This window comes from Sphingomicrobium aquimarinum (assembly GCF_039655735.1).
In the GTDB taxonomy this organism is placed as follows: Bacteria; Pseudomonadota; Alphaproteobacteria; order Sphingomonadales; family Sphingomonadaceae; genus Sphingomicrobium; species Sphingomicrobium aquimarinum.
On sequence record NZ_JBBYXH010000002.1, the window covers coordinates 555934 to 570066 of the forward strand.

The window sequence follows — 14133 nt, forward strand, 5'->3', positions numbered from 1 at the left end:
GCGGCGCGCCGCGAGGCATTGAATCGTCAGCCCGCCTTGCGGCTCATGCCGACGACCATCTGGTTGGCGCGTTCGTAGGTGAGCGGGCGCCCGAAGAGATAGCCCTGGATGGTGTCGACGCCGAGGTCACGCATGCGCTCGAAATCCTCGGCCGTCTCGACGCCCTCGGCAGTCACGCTCATGCGGAACGACTTGGCGAGCTCGACGATCGACTTGATGATCGAGACATTCTCCTCGCGCGTGCCCGCTTCGCGAACGAAGCTGCCGTCGATCTTTAGTTTGTGGAAAACGGCCTTGTTGAGATAGCCGATCGAGGAATAGCCGGTGCCGAAATCGTCCAGCGCGATGCCGACGCCGAGCTGGCGCAGGCGCTGCATGATGTCGAGCGTGGCGGCATTGTTGCCGAGGAAGACGCCCTCGGTGACTTCTAGCTCGAGGCGATTGCCGGCGAGCTTGTGGCGCGCGAGCGACTGGCTGACGATCTGCGGCAGCGCGGGCATCTGGATCTGCTTGGGGCTGACGTTGACCGCAACGGTGATCGGCTCGGGCCAGGTCGCGGCCGTGCGGCACGCTTCCTCGATCACCCAGTTGCCGATGTCCATCATCAGGCCGCATTCCTCGGCGATGCCGATGAAGACGGGCGGCGGGACCATGCCGCGCTGCGGGTGGTTCCAGCGGATGAGCGCCTCGAAGCCGATGAGCTTCTGGTCTCGTGCCGACACGAGCGGCTGGTAGAGCAGCTGGAACTGCTTGGAGGCGATGGCGGCGCGCAGGTCGCTTTCGAGGCGCACGCGATCGTCCTGCTCGCTCTGCAACTCGGTCGAGAAATATTTGGCGACGCCGCGACCGGCATTCTTGGCTTCGTAGAGCGCAAGGTCGGCCTTGAGGATCAGATCGTCGACGGTCGCGCCGTCGATGGGGCCGAAGGCGCAGCCGATCGAGACGCCGATACGGATCTCGGTCTGGTCGATCATATAGGGCTCGCCGACCGACTGGATGATGGCGCGGCTCAAGGCCTCGACACCCTTTCGGCTTTGCGCGTCCTTGACGATGATCGCGAACTCGTCGCCGCCCATGCGACCGACGTAGCCGAGCTCGCCGACCTCGTCGACGAGGCGCTTGGCCACCGCCTGGAGGACGGCATCGCCCTTGGGGTGGCCGAAGGTGTCGTTGACGGGCTTGAAGCCGTCGAGATCGAGAAACATGATCGCGCAGGGCACGTTCGAGCTGGTCGCGGTGCGCAGCACTTCGCCCGCCAGCTGGCGCACGCGGCCGCGGTTGGGGAGGCCCGAGAGCACGTCGACATTGGCGAGGTGGGTCAGGCGTTCCTGCTGCTGGCGCACTTCGGTGATGTCGCTGCCGACGCCGCGATAGCCCGCGAACCGGCCCGCATGATCGATGATCGGATCGCCCGCGAGGCTGATCCAGCGCCCGCCGCGCGAGGTGTCGAGCTGCATTTCGAGGTTCTGGAAGGGCTGGTGCTCCTGAAGCACGTCGCCCAGCTCCTTGTGACCGCCGAGAAGACCCGGAAGCGAATTGCCGATGATGGCGGAGGAGGGGCGCCCGATGAGCGCGACCATGCGGCTGGAGAGGTAGGTGACGCGATTCTCGTCATCGACCTGCCACAGCCAGCCCACGCCGCGCTTCTCATATTCCTGCAGGAGCAGCGAGGCGCTTTCGGACTGCGAACCGACGTCGGCGTTGGTCTTCAACTGGTGGAAGGCCCAGCGCGCGACCGTCATGACCCCGCCCATCGCGACGCCGATGATGAAGACGATCGAGATCATGTTCTCGAACGGAACAGTGGCGCGGCCGATGAAGAGGTTCACGCACAGCGCGGTGACGAAGATGGTGATCCACGTGATCGCGGCAGTCGGCACGACGACGAGCCCGAGGGCCGCGACGCCGAGCCCCGAGATGATCGACGCGACGATGATCTGTGCGGCGCCGTCGAGACCCGAAAAGACCATCATCGGCAGGCTGAGCCACACGGCGGCGCGCGCGGCGACATCGGAAATCATCATCCAGTGCGGCACGCGGCGGCCCGATCGGCCGATATGGGTGATCGCCTGTCGACGCGCGAGCATCGTCATCATGGCGTTGAGGCCGACGATCGTGAGAATCCAGGCCGCCATCATGAGGAGGCTGACCGAGGAATGCATCGAAGCGGCGAAGAGAATCGCCGCGATGATGTTGGCGCCCGCAAAATAAGGGGCGAGCTGTGCGCGGCTGATCAACTGCACGTCACGGAGCGGCGTCGAGGCCTGATCGTCATGCACCGCCGAGGCCACGCCCAACGAGGCTCCGTCGGGCAATTTGGCGGAAATCATGCGTTTATAACGATCGGGGGCCTGATACATTTGGGCTTTCGCTCCTCGCTTGAACGAAGGAGCTTTAGGCCCAAGATAGTTATCAGCCGGTTAAGAGCGTGGTTAACTTTCCGTTTGTTCTGATCCGGTGGCCGCCGGTCCGCCGATCCCCAGGAGGTCGAGGTCCTGGGTGGTGATCGGGTGGTAGAGCGGCCGCGCGCGCGGATAGAGATCGGCGGCGATCGGCATGCCCCATTGTTCGTCCTCGGCCAGCGCGACGAACAGCGGGCGCACGAACTTGCGCCGCCCCTGCGTCGTCAGGAACTGCTCGAGCTTGGGAACGGCGGGATCGTATCGATTGGCGACCGCGAGCTTGAGCCACAGGAACAGGATTTCATTGTTGTTGGTGGCGTTGAATTTGAAGGCCTCGTCAAGCGCATCGAGCCGATCGGTCGACAGCTTGGTGTCGACCTTGCCGAGGAAGCGAAGGCGCTCGGCGGTGTTCCAGTCGTCCCACCCGAGCGTCGCGGGATCCGCGCCGCCATTGAAGCTGGTCACGGCGCCATCGACCTCCGCAAAGGCCTGGGCGGCGGGGGCGGCGTTGTTGGCGGGGAGGCCCGCTTCGTAGATCCATTCGTCGATCAGCATCGCCTCGGCGCGGCCTTCATCGCCGCCCAATAGCTGCGCATTGACCGCTTCCAGGAACATCGAGCTCGTGATCGGCTCGAAGGCATGATCGTCGAACCAGCTGCGCATGAAGGCGTCGAACCGCTCGCGGCCCACTTCCTTCTCAAGCGTGCGCAGGAAGGCGGCGCCCTTGTCGTAGGGAATGTCGGTGAACCCGTCGTCGGGGTGACGACCGGTGAGATCGACCGCGAGAATCTGGTCGCGTTCGTCGAGGTCGCCGAGCGCCGCATCGAGCGAATCCTGGCTGAGCGAGACCTGCTGCGCATAGGCTTCCTCGCCGTAGACTTCCTCGACGATGCGCTGCTCGGCATAGACGGTCATGCCCTCGTTGAGCCAGAAATCCGCCCAGGTCGCATTGGTGGCGAGGTTACCCGACCAGCTGTGCGCCAGCTCGTGCGCGATGAGGCTGGTCAGCGACTTGTCACCCGCGATGAACGTCGGGGTCAGGAAGGTCAGCGTGGGATTTTCCATGCCGCCGAAGGGGAAGCTCGGGGGCAGCACGATCATGTCGTAGCGCTCCCAGCGATAGGGACCGAACAGCTCTTCGGCAGAGGTGATCATCTGCTCGGTGTCGGCCAGTTCCGAAGCGGCGGCGGGAAGCGTCTCGGGTTCGGCCCAGACGCCGGTGCGAAGGCCGAGCGGCTCGAATTCGAGATTCCCGACCGCGATGGCGATGAGGTAGGGCGGGACCGACTTTTCCATAGCGAAGCGGAAGACGCGGTGGTCGGGGCCGTCGGGGATGGGGTCGCCCGCGCTCGGCGCGCTCATGACCGCGGTCAGGGGATTGGGGACGCGGATCCTCGCTTCCCAGGTCTGGCGGATGCCGGGGCTGTCCTGCGTCGGGATCCAGCTGCGGTTGAGGATCGACTGGCCCTGCGAAAAGAGGAAGGGATGCTCGCCGCCCGCGGTCTGCTCGGGGGTGAGGAACTGGAGTGCGTCGCCCTGCGGCGCGGCAGCATAGTCGATGACGATCTGTTCCGCGCCGTTCAGCTGGATGGTCAGCGGCTGGCCCAGTTCTTCGGTGCCTTCGCCAACCTCATAGTCGAGCGCAGTCCCGTCGGGCGCGGTGATCGAGGCGATCTCGAGGTCGCGCGTATCGAGGATGATTTCGGTGGCGTCGTCGGCAGCATCCACGTCGAGCGTCGCCGTGCCCGAGACCCGCTTGGTGTCGAAGTCGACGTCGAGGTCCAATGCGACATGATAGACGCGGGCCTCGAGCGGCTTGGCGAAGCTGTGAATATCCTTCGCGTCCTCGCGGTCGAGGATCGGGGCGATCTGCCGTTCGGGGCCCTCGCTCGTCGCCGGATCGTCGGCGGAACGGCAGCCGGCCAGCGTGAAAGCGAGCGCGAGAAAAGCGAAACGTAGCATGGATACTCCTGTCAGGCCGACGGCACCGCGGGCCGGTCCGTGCATTAGGTGCATTGGCAGACACGCGGGCGCCTGCCTATGGTGCGCGTTCGAAACGATCGGAGCAAGTCTTTGGGTGAAGAGCCTGTATCGCGGCTGAAGGAGGCCGAGCACGGCCCGCCGCGGCGTGGCGAGCGACAGCGTATGTCGGTCGAGCGGATGGCGCGCGACGCGGGCGATCTGGCGGCCGGCGGCGAGGGGCAGCAACGCCCGATCATCGAGGGCGTCGGCCTCGACCGGCCCTTCTTCTCCGACAAGAATCGCGCGTTCTGGATGCTGCAGTCGCTGGGCTGGGGCGGCTATCTGCTCGTTCGCTACCTGTCGGGCATCGTCAACAACATGGAACCCGGCATCTTCCTGTTCCACTGCGTGATCGCGACCGGCGCGGGCTATTCGCTGACGTTGCTGATGGCCGCGCTCTACAAATGGCTGATCACGATGCGCGCCCTGACGACCGCGCTCGTCAGCCTCGCCACCGTGGCGATCGTCGCGGCGCTCTACAGTTTCATCGAGGTCTGGAGCCTGACGACCTTCGTGCGGCCCGATCTGGACCTGCGCGGCTTCTCCTTCTTCGGCGCGATGATTCTCAATGTGGCGCTATTGGCGGCCTGGACCGCGCTCTATTTCGGGATCAACTATTACCTGCTGCTCGAGGAACAGATCGACCAGCGTCGGGCGCTCGAAGGGCAGGCGTCGGCGGCGCAGCTCGCGATGCTGCGTTACCAGCTCAACCCGCACTTCCTGTTCAACACGCTCAATTCGATCTCGACGCTGGTGCTGATCGAGGACCGCGAGCGCGCCAATGCGATGCTTGCGCGGCTCTCGAGTTTCCTGCGCTACACGCTCGCCAACGAGCCGACCGCGCGCGTGCCGCTGGCCAAGGAAATCGACACGATGAAGCTCTATCTCGACATCGAGAAGATGCGCTTCGAGGAGCGGCTGCGTCCGCACTTCCGGATCGATGCGGAGGCGGCGGGGGCATTGCTGCCATCGCTCATTCTCCAACCGCTGATCGAGAATGCGATCAAATATGCGGTGACGCCGTCCGAAGTGGGCGCCGATATCTGGATCGCGGCGGAACGCGAGGGCAACAGCGTCAAGATCACGGTGGCCGATTCCGGTGCGGACGGCGCGGTGATCACCCCCTCGCATTCGACGGGTGTGGGATTGGCCAACACGCGCGAGCGACTGGCGCAGGCCTATGGCGCCGCGCACGGTTTCGAAACCAAGACGAACACAAGCGGGGGTTTCAGCGTTGTCCTGCAAATACCTCTCGAGAGAAAGCCAGTCGAATGACCATCCGTACCCTGCTTGTCGACGACGAAAAGCTCGCCACCCAAGGCCTTCAGTTGCGTCTCGAGGCGCATGACGACGTCGAGGTCGTGGGCACGGCCGCCAACGGGCGCGAGGCGATCCGCCAGACCAAGACCTTGAAGCCGGATCTCGTCTTCCTCGACATCCAGATGCCGGGGTTCGACGGCTTTTCGGTGATTTCGGGGCTGATGGAAGTCGAACCGCCCTTGTTCGTCTTCGTGACGGCCTACAGCGAACATGCCGTCAAGGCGTTCGAGAGCAAGGCGGTCGACTATCTGGTGAAGCCTGTCGAAGAGGACAGGCTGGCCGAGACGCTCGACCGCGTGCGGCGGCGGCTGGCGGAAAAAGGCGCGGCGCGAAAGGCCGAGAAGCTCGAAGCCGCGCTTCACGAACATGCCCCCGAGGCCGCGAGCGAATTCGCGAGCACGGAGGGCGAGGGCGGCCCCGCTTCGAGCCGCTACGAGAGCGTCATCAATATCCGCGACCAGGGGCAGATCTTCCGCGTCAGCGTCGACGATATCGAGAAGATCGACGCGGCGGGCGACTATATGTGCATCCAGACGAGCGACAATACGCTCATCCTTCGCGAAACGATGAAGGATCTGGAAAAGCGGCTCGATCCGCGCATGTTCCAGCGCGTCCACCGCTCGACGATCGTGAACCTGGAAAAGGTCAAGCAGGTCAAGCCGCACACCAACGGCGAATGCTTCCTAGTGCTGGGATCGGACAATGAGGTGAAGGTTTCGCGCAGCTACCGCGACGTGGTCGCGCGCTTCGTCCACTAGGTCTCGAGCGCCGGATCGTCGCTGATCCTGCGGGTGAGGCGCGGCAGCATCATGGCCTGGAAGAGCGCGCGGGCGGCGAGGAAGATGGTGAAGCTCAGCCACAGCCCGCCGTTGCCGAGCGGCCATGTCAGCCAGAGCGCGAGCGCATAGACGAGCGTTCCGCCGATCATCGACATGAGCAGAGCGCGCGTCCAGCTGGCGCCGACGAAGACGCCATCGAAGATGAAGCTCGCCACGCCCGCGAAGGGAATGAGGACGAGCCACATCGCCTGCCGCTGGGCTTCCATCGCCACGAGCGGCGTGGCGGCAAAGCTGGCGACGACGGGGTCGGAGAGAAAACCGAAGGCGATCGACAGCATCGCGGCCACCGCAAGGCCGCGCCACAGGATCGCTTTCGTATAACGCACGAAGCCCACCCGGTCCTGGACGCCCGCCTGTTCGCCGTTGAGCACCTGCGCGGCATTCTCGAAGCCGTCGAGCAGCAGCGCGGAAAAGACGAACAGCTGGAAGATGATCGCGTTGGCGGCGAGCACCACCGCGCCGCGTTCGGCGCCGATGCGGGTCAGTGCCGCCATCGCGGCGACGAGGATGAGCGTGCGGAGGAATAGGTCGCGGTTGACCGACAGGAAGGGTAGCAGGCTGGCGCGCGAGACGATGCGCTGCTCGTTCGCCACATGGCGGAGGCGAGCGAACCCTCCGCCGCGCAGGACGAGAAAACCGACCAGCGCCAGTTTGGCATACTCCGCGATGAAGCTCGACCAGCCGATCCCGGCGATCCCGAAATCCATGCCGAGCACGAACCACAGGCCGAGGGCGACATTCAAGAGGTTGTAGGCGACTTCGATCACCAGCACTTCGGTCATGCGGCGCTGCCCGACCAGATAGCCGACGAGCGCGAGATTGAGCATGACGCCGGGCGCGGTCCAGTAGCGGATGCCGGCGTAGGTAGCGGCGGCCTCGTAGACCGCGCCGGTCGCACCCAGCGCCTGCAGGACGGCGGGAAGCAGGAAGGGGCGAAGCATCAGGAGGGCGGCGGCGATGGCGAGCCCGACCACCATGCCGCGCAGCAGCATCGCGGCCTGGGCGTCCTTGCCCTCGCGGGTGCCTGCCTGCGCGACGAGGCCGGTGGTGCCCGTCTTGAGAAAATTCATGACCGTGAAGAGCAGCGCGAACAGACGCGCCCCAACATCGACGGCGCCTTGCGTCGCGGCATCGTCCAGCCGCCCGACGATCCACACGTCGCCGATGCCGATCAGCGCGGTCGCGACATTGGTGAGCATCGCCGGAATGGCGATCGCCCAGATGGCGCGCGTGTCGAGGCTCCCCCGTTTCATCGCCGCCTGCTATGACGGGCGGGCACGGACAGGGGAAGCGAAATGGTTTCGTGCTACGGTTTGAAGGCGGGCGTCAGCGGCCGTTCGGACCTTCTATCTTGAACGTAACATTCTGGATGTGCGGCGCGCCGATCGGTCGGCCCGTCTCGTCGAGCGCCGGAGACCAGCGCGCACGGGTCCCGAAGCCCTTGCAGATCAGGTCGTCGAATTCGGGAAAGCCCGAGCTTTCGACGATCCTACACCATTCCGATTTTCCGTTCTCGTCGATCCAGACCAATGCCGCAGGCCGTGCGCCTTGCCCTTTTCGGCGCATCTTCGCCGGATAGTCACCGCCATCGAGGTCGATTTCGATCGGGCGGGCATCGACTGCCACCTTGGCGAAGTCCTGGTTCGTCACGCCGAAGTCGCGCTGCACGCTCTGGACACATCCTAGAATTGCCGCGCGCCCGCCCGCGAGCCCGGTCGTGTCGAAGTCCACGCCATGGTCGTCGGAATAATGGACGGTCAGCCGATCACCCGCCAGTTTCGTGGTTGAAATCGTCGCACGCTCTTCCGTTCTTTCAAGATACCGAGCATAGTCATGATCGCGCTGAAGGTTTTCGTCGTCGAACATCTCGGCTTGCGCGTATGTCGGGGCAGCCTCGCCCTCCGGCCGGTCCTCGGTGCGGCGGATGTACGGCTCCCAGCGCGTGGTGAAGCGAGCCTGATATTTGCGGCCGACCATTTCATTGATCGCGATGTCGGGGATCCACGATTCCTCCCCTGACGCCGTCGTGAGGTATGCCAGCTTCGGTTCCTTCGGTTCGCGCTCGTGCTGGACCATCACGGTTACAGTCTCGCCGTCGATCTGAGGCATCAGAACGAGCATCAGGTCGCGACCTTTTTCGCTAGTGTAATCGCGCGTCAGATAGCATTGATTCTGATATCGCGAGACCTGCCATTCACCGGCAGGAGAGGTCTGCATGACACCCGCGGGTGCGACTGTTGTGGCAAGGGTCAACGCTACGAAAAAACTCATGGTAAGGCCTCTACTTCATACAATTCGGCGCCGATGGGTTAGCAGAAATCTTTCCGAAAGTCTTCCGCTTCAGGCCCGCACCCGCCGTGTTCACGGCCAGCGGAAGGGTTTACCGGATTTCAGGATCGCCGGAATGGCGGTCGCCCAAATGGCGCGCGTGTCGAGGCTCCCCCGTTTCATCGCCGCCTGCTATGACGGGCGGGCACGAACAGGGGAAGCGAAATGGCACGGATCACGGGATTGGGCGGCGTCTTCATCAAGCGAGCCGACGTCGAGAAGACCACCGAATGGTATCGCGACAAACTCGGCATCGCGGGCGACTATGGCCCGATGTTCCGCTGGGCGGACGAGCCGCAGGACGACCCGTTCAGCCTCCTGTCGAGCTTCAAGGCCGACAGCGATTATCTCGACCCCAGCCCACACCCGTTCATGATCAATCTGCGGGTGGACGACTTGGACGCTTTTCAGAAGGAGCTGGAGTCGAAGGGCGTCGAGATCCTCGGGCGGCAGGACGAACCCTATGGCAAGTTCGCGTGGCTCATGGATCCCGATGGCGTGAAGATCGAACTGTGGGAGCAGATCGGTTCGGCGCCGGAGGCTTAGAGGGGCGACGTGCTGGTAACGGCCCTCCGTCGGATGGTCAGCGTCAGCCGTTGGTGGAATAGGCTCGGCACGGATGTCCGTTCCGAATCGCGTGCCGGAACGTAGCGCCCATCTTCGATCATCTTGCTGCAAAACTTCTCGTCAAAGTCCGCAAAGCCCGTCGGCAAGATCAGATGACATTCTTCCACGCCGCCTTCCGCATCAACCCGGACTAGCGCCTGAAGACGCATCGTCTGACCCTTCTGCACCTGTGATGGCAGCTCTTTGTACTCCACTCCATCGTCGAACAATCGCGGGGGGTAGAAGGGTAGGGCGGCAGGCTGCTCGATCCCAAGATCGGCGAGCACCGCCTTCTCGCATGTATCGAGCACCGATCGTAATTCGTCGATGTCGCCAATGTGGTAACGATGGATGAGGTCGTCCGAATATTGGATGTCGAGATGGTTGCCGGTCAGCTTGCCAGGGATGATCTCGCGCAACTGCTGCTCTTCGACGATCTCGAACCGGTATTGATCGCGCTGCTTTTCGGACATCCGCATCATTTTGCGCAGGCTGCGCTCGCGCTCGCGCTCACTCATCTCTTTTTCGGGCGCTAGATTGGTGGAAAAGCTGGTTTCGATTTGCGTGATGAAGCGGTCGCCCGGATATTCGTCCGTCGCCAGCATGAAGGGTTTGAACCGCTCGCCATCGGCCAGAATGACCCCCGACGCGTCATCGTAGCCGACAGGCCGCCCCGCTCGTGGACCATCGACGAGAATGGTCAGTCCTTCTCCGACGAGATCGGAATTGAAATGCACCTTCAGCGCGTGCGCGTCCGCAGCGGCGAAATTTCGCGACGCGATGTAATTATTCCCCTGTCGTTCCACGCGCCATGCCTCGGTCGGCTGGAAATCAACGGGCGCCGCCGCCAAAACGGCGGCGAAAATCGTTGCAAGCATGTACAGTCTCCTACCGAGCGAGACATAGTGTAGACGGCTCTTGGCGGGCGGCAAGCCTTAGGCAGCCACCCGCCGTGACCAAGGCCAGCGGAAGGGCTTGCCGGATTTGAGGACGCTTTTGCGGAAGAGGCGGCTGGCGAATTTGAGGATGATGGCGATCCAGAGCGCCTGCCAGGCGATGGCGAGGAGGTGCGGCCAGAGCGTCTCGACCTCGGCGGCGCGCGCGATCATCGCGAAGGGGCTGGTCAGGGGGAAGATGGCGGTGGCGATGGCTTCGCGTCCGTAGGGATCGCCGACGCCCAGCTGCGCGGCGAAGAAGATCAGCACCTGGATCATCGTCACGGGCATGGAGAGCGTCTGCACCTCGCGCACCGTGCCCGCCTGCGCGCCGATGCCGAGGAAGGCGCCGCCGATGAGGAGATAGCTCATCGTGAAATAGACGAGGCAGAAGCCGAGGAAGGCGGGCCAGCCGACTGCCGGGGCGGGCGGGACGGCGGCGAGGCCGTCGGAGGCGAAGATCAGGAAGGCGAGGACCGCGGTGCCGATCCACACCATGATGCCCGTGAGGCTGATCGCGAGCATGGCGAAGAGCTTGCCGATGAAGATGGCGTCGACGGGAACGGCGCTGGCGAGGACCTCGATGGCCTTGTTGCCCTTTTCCTCCAGCATCTGGCTCAGGAGCATGCCGGCGAGCAGGATGGTGAGGAAGAAGAGCAATAGCTGCCCCGCGCGCGCCGTGAGCGTGCGGGTGTTGGCGATGCTCGAGGCCGACGTGCCGATGGCGTTCACAGTGAGCGGCGGGCCGGTGGGCGGCTCGCCGATGAGCGCGTCGCGCCGGGCAAGGTCGATGAAGGCTTCGAGCTGGCCGCGAATGGCATAGGTGGCCGCCCCGCTCCCCGTCAGGACGGGGGTGTCGAGCCCGCCTTCGAGTACGCCGGTGTAGGGCTTGTCGGTGCGATCCAGCAGTTCGGCGCGCTGGGCGTCGGGATCGAGGCCGGGGGCGATGCGGACGAGGGTGACGAAATCGTTGCCGAGCGGTGCGAGCCGCTCGCGTGCGGTCACGAGCGCGTTGAATTCCGGTTCGTCGGCGATGACGGCGAGCCTGCGTTCGTTATCCTCCTGCGCGATCTGGCTGCCGACGCCGCCGAACATGACGCCGAGCGCGACCGGGAACAGCGGCCCCAGAAGGAAGAAGAGAAATGTCTTCGACAGGACGGTCGCGCGATAGTCGCGGCGGCCGATGACGAAGGCAGCGCGGAGTAATTCCCTCATGCTTTCATTTCCTTGGCCGCAGCCTCGCCCGCGATGGCGACGAATGCGTCGTGGAGGCCCGGGCGTTCGATCGAGAGCGTGTCGATGCCCGCTCCATGTTCGATGAGGCTGGCGAGCAGGGGTTCGGGGCCCGCGGGCGGCAATTCGAAGCGGAATTCCGTTCCGCCGACATGCGCGCCCTGGGGCAAATCGGCGCGCCACGGGCCATCGGGGGTGCGGGTGCGCAGGTGGACGATCGGCGCGAGACGGCTGCGCGCTTCCTCCACCAGCCCCTCGAAGGCGATGCGGCCCTTGGCGATGATCGCGACCTTTTCGCACAATCGCTCGGCATGCGCGATGACATGGGTCGAGAAGATGACCGTCGCGCCGTTCGCGGCCTGCTCGCGGATCAATGCCTCGAGCTTGCCCTGGTTGATGGCGTCGAGACCCGAGAAGGGTTCGTCGAGCACCACGAGACGCGGGCGGTGGACGATGGTGCCGAGAAGCTGGACGGTCTGCGCCATGCCCTTGGACAGCGAGCGGATCGGCTTGTCGGTCCAGTCTTCGAGCCCCGCATCGGCGAGCAGTCCGACCGCGCGCTCGCGGCCTGTCCGCTCTGGCAGACCGCGCAGGGCGCCCATGAAGGCGATGCCGTCGCGCGCCGTCATGGCGGGATAGAGGCCGCGTTCTTCGGGCAGGTAGCCGACGTCGTGCGCGGCCTTCAAAGGCTGGCGATGGCCGAGCAAATGGCGCTCGCCTTCGTCGGGGTCGATGATGCCGAGGAGCATGCGCAGCGTCGTCGTCTTGCCCGCGCCGTTGGGGCCGAGGAAGCCGTAGATCGAGCCGGTGGGTACCGACAGGCTGGCGCCATCGACCGCCCGCGTGCCGTCGAAGGTCTTGACCAGATTGTCGGCCTCGGCGGCAAAGGCGCTGTCGCTCATGGCTACAAGTGGTAGAAGCCCAGCCGTTAATGGCAAGCATCGAGACCAGAATTGCCGAAGAGGCGCGCGCGCTGGGGTTCGCGGCGTGCGGCTTCGCGCCCGCCGACGCGGCGGATGCGGCGGGCGAGCGCCTGCTCGACTGGCTGGCCGAAGGGCGGCACGGCGAAATGGGCTGGATAGAGACGCGCAAGCACCACCGCGTGGGGGTCAACGCGCTCTGGCCCGACGCCAAGTCGGTAATCGCGCTGGGGATGAGCTATGCGCCCGCGAGCGATCCGCGCGCATTGGAAGACGAGCCGCAGGTCGGGCGGATCAGCGTCTATGCTCAAGGCGCGGACTATCACAAGGTGGTGAAGCAGAAGCTCAAGGCGCTGGCCCGCTGGCTGGTCGCCGAGGAGCCGTGCGAGGTGAAGGTGTTCGTCGATACCGCGCCGGTGATGGAAAAGCCGCTCGCCGCGGCGGCAGGGATCGGCTGGCAGGGCAAGCACACCAATCTGCTCAACCGCGAGGACGGCAACTGGCTGTTCCTCGGGATCATCTATACCACGCTCGACCTCGAGCCTTCGGGCGCGGCAAGCGCGCATTGCGGAAGCTGCACGGCCTGCATCGCCGCCTGCCCGACGGGGGCGATCACCGCGCCGGGCCAGCTCGATGCGCGTCGATGCATCTCCTATCTGACCATCGAACATTCGGGGCCGATCCCGCACGAATTTCGCGCGGCGATGGGCAACCGAATTTATGGCTGCGACGATTGTCTGGCGGTCTGTCCATGGAACCGCTTCGCCGATGCGGCGCGGGCGAATGCGAAATTCGCGGCGCGCGCCGAACTGGTGGCGCCCAAGCTCGCCGACCTTTTGCAACTCGACGATCCGGCGTTTCGCGCGATGTTCTCAGGCTCGCCGATCAAGCGCGTGGGGCGAAACCGCTTCGTGCGCAACTGCCTGATCGCGGCGGGCAACAGCGGTGAGGCGGCGCTGCGGCAATGGGTCGAACCGCTCGCGGACGACCCCGATCCGGTCGTCGCCGAGGCGGCGGACTGGGCGTTGGCGCGCCTCTAGCGCGCGCGCTCGACCGCGGCGATACAGGCTTCGCGATCGACATCGCGCCCGTAGCTGTCGCGCGCATCCACATGGGTGACGCTTGCCCCGCCTTCGGTGGGATAGACGTAGGCATCGAGAATGCAGGACGGGGCGCGATACTGGAGCATGAGCCCGTCGCCTTCGCGGACCTGGAGCACGGGCGTGCCGAAGCGAGTCAGGACGGCGGCCGAACTGAGGCCCAGGAGGCTGCCCGTCGTCTGCACGGCGGCGGCGGCGGGTGGCGCCATCGTCGAAGGACGCTGCGCCTCGGTCGAGGAGCAGGCGGCGATCGCAAGGGCGAGCAGGGCGAGGGAGAGGGATTTCACGAAGAGGTGCGCTTTCGAGATGGGCAGGGTCGGCCCCACCCTAGGCAAGGCCGGTCGCCACGCCAATCTCCGACGGGCGTATTTGCGCAACCGTCGGTCATGCACAGCCGCGACGCATGGCGCCGATTTAAGGCACCTGCT

General features: G+C 64.9%; 12 protein-coding genes. 4 read left to right on the top strand and 8 right to left on the bottom strand.

Annotation, left to right across the window (positions count from 1 at the left end):
• Nucleotides 1-26 precede the first annotated feature (26 nt).
• Together WJS89_RS08920 and WJS89_RS08925 are read right to left on the bottom strand one after the other, a co-directional pair.
• On the bottom strand, nucleotides 27-2360 hold the full coding sequence (locus tag WJS89_RS08920; protein WP_346340588.1) for a putative bifunctional diguanylate cyclase/phosphodiesterase: 2334 nt from the start codon (nucleotides 2358-2360) through the stop codon (nucleotides 27-29).
• A gap of 72 nt (nucleotides 2361-2432) precedes the next feature.
• Complete coding sequence (locus tag WJS89_RS08925) at nucleotides 2433-4364, bottom strand: M1 family metallopeptidase (RefSeq protein WP_346340589.1); 1932 nt, start codon at nucleotides 4362-4364, stop codon at nucleotides 2433-2435.
• A gap of 312 nt (nucleotides 4365-4676) precedes the next feature.
• On the opposite strand from WJS89_RS08925, the gene WJS89_RS08930 reads away from it, so the two are divergent.
• Both WJS89_RS08930 and WJS89_RS08935 read left to right on the top strand, forming a co-directional pair.
• Nucleotides 4677-5699, top strand: coding sequence for a sensor histidine kinase (locus tag WJS89_RS08930; RefSeq protein ID WP_346341198.1), 1023 nt, complete (start codon nucleotides 4677-4679; stop codon nucleotides 5697-5699).
• Nucleotides 5696-6502, top strand: coding sequence for a LytR/AlgR family response regulator transcription factor (locus tag WJS89_RS08935; RefSeq protein WP_346340590.1), 807 nt, complete (start codon nucleotides 5696-5698; stop codon nucleotides 6500-6502). Before WJS89_RS08930 ends, WJS89_RS08935 begins: the two co-directional genes overlap by 4 nt.
• Here WJS89_RS08935 and WJS89_RS08940 read toward each other — a convergent pair.
• The gene (locus tag WJS89_RS08940) at nucleotides 6499-7836 is read right to left on the bottom strand and encodes an MATE family efflux transporter (protein WP_346340591.1); all 1338 of its coding nucleotides are present in this window, start codon (nucleotides 7834-7836) and stop codon (nucleotides 6499-6501) included. The genes WJS89_RS08935 and WJS89_RS08940 overlap by 4 nt on opposite strands.
• Nucleotides 7837-7909: 73 nt before the next feature.
• On the bottom strand, nucleotides 7910-8704 hold the full coding sequence (locus WJS89_RS08945) for a TonB family protein (protein ID WP_346340592.1): 795 nt from the start codon (nucleotides 8702-8704) through the stop codon (nucleotides 7910-7912).
• Nucleotides 8705-9076: 372 nt separating this feature from the next.
• Between WJS89_RS08945 and WJS89_RS08950 the strand changes: the two genes are divergently transcribed.
• Complete coding sequence (locus WJS89_RS08950; RefSeq protein ID WP_346340593.1) at nucleotides 9077-9457, top strand: VOC family protein; 381 nt, start codon at nucleotides 9077-9079, stop codon at nucleotides 9455-9457.
• Here WJS89_RS08950 and WJS89_RS08955 read toward each other — a convergent pair.
• The 3 genes from WJS89_RS08955 to WJS89_RS08965 are packed head-to-tail and all read right to left on the bottom strand — an operon-like array spanning nucleotide 9454 to nucleotide 12587.
• Entirely contained in the window at nucleotides 9454-10395 is a 942-nt protein-coding gene (locus tag WJS89_RS08955; protein ID WP_346340594.1) for a hypothetical protein, read from the bottom strand. The two genes, WJS89_RS08950 and WJS89_RS08955, sit on opposite strands and share 4 nt — an antisense overlap.
• Before the next feature lie 57 nt (nucleotides 10396-10452).
• A complete protein-coding gene (locus WJS89_RS08960) occupies nucleotides 10453-11667 on the bottom strand; it encodes an ABC transporter permease (protein WP_346340595.1) in 1215 nt (404 codons plus the stop codon).
• Nucleotides 11664-12587: an ABC transporter ATP-binding protein gene (locus WJS89_RS08965; protein WP_346340596.1), complete on the bottom strand. Its 924-nt coding sequence runs from the start codon at nucleotides 12585-12587 to the stop codon at nucleotides 11664-11666. Before WJS89_RS08965 ends, WJS89_RS08960 begins: the two co-directional genes overlap by 4 nt.
• Before the next feature lie 29 nt (nucleotides 12588-12616).
• On the opposite strand from WJS89_RS08965, the gene queG reads away from it, so the two are divergent.
• Nucleotides 12617-13645 (top strand): tRNA epoxyqueuosine(34) reductase QueG, encoded by a 1029-nt coding sequence (queG, locus tag WJS89_RS08970; RefSeq protein ID WP_346340597.1) that lies wholly within the window; start codon nucleotides 12617-12619, stop codon nucleotides 13643-13645.
• On the opposite strand, the gene WJS89_RS08975 is transcribed toward queG, so the two are convergent.
• Nucleotides 13642-13992, bottom strand: a complete 351-nt coding sequence (locus WJS89_RS08975; protein ID WP_346340598.1) for a hypothetical protein — start codon at nucleotides 13990-13992, stop codon at nucleotides 13642-13644. The two genes, queG and WJS89_RS08975, sit on opposite strands and share 4 nt — an antisense overlap.
• Between the last annotated feature and the right edge of the window lie 141 nt (nucleotides 13993-14133).

Bases quoted from the DNA above. Each gene is read 5' to 3' on its own strand.
- WJS89_RS08920 (WP_346340588.1), bottom strand. From the start codon at position 2,360: ATGTATCAGGCCCCCGATCGTTATAAACGCATGATTTCCGCCAAATTG.
- WJS89_RS08925 (WP_346340589.1), bottom strand. From the start codon at position 4,364: ATGCTACGTTTCGCTTTTCTCGCGCTCGCTTTCACGCTGGCCGGCTGC.
- WJS89_RS08930 (WP_346341198.1), top strand. From the start codon at position 4,677: ATGCTGCAGTCGCTGGGCTGGGGCGGCTATCTGCTCGTTCGCTACCTG.
- WJS89_RS08935 (WP_346340590.1), top strand. From the start codon at position 5,696: ATGACCATCCGTACCCTGCTTGTCGACGACGAAAAGCTCGCCACCCAA.
- WJS89_RS08940 (WP_346340591.1), bottom strand. From the start codon at position 7,836: ATGAAACGGGGGAGCCTCGACACGCGCGCCATCTGGGCGATCGCCATT.
- WJS89_RS08945 (WP_346340592.1), bottom strand. From the start codon at position 8,704: ATGCTCGTTCTGATGCCTCAGATCGACGGCGAGACTGTAACCGTGATG.
- WJS89_RS08950 (WP_346340593.1), top strand. From the start codon at position 9,077: ATGGCACGGATCACGGGATTGGGCGGCGTCTTCATCAAGCGAGCCGAC.
- WJS89_RS08955 (WP_346340594.1), bottom strand. From the start codon at position 10,395: ATGCTTGCAACGATTTTCGCCGCCGTTTTGGCGGCGGCGCCCGTTGAT.
- WJS89_RS08960 (WP_346340595.1), bottom strand. From the start codon at position 11,667: ATGAGGGAATTACTCCGCGCTGCCTTCGTCATCGGCCGCCGCGACTAT.
- WJS89_RS08965 (WP_346340596.1), bottom strand. From the start codon at position 12,587: ATGAGCGACAGCGCCTTTGCCGCCGAGGCCGACAATCTGGTCAAGACC.
- queG (WP_346340597.1), top strand. From the start codon at position 12,617: ATGGCAAGCATCGAGACCAGAATTGCCGAAGAGGCGCGCGCGCTGGGG.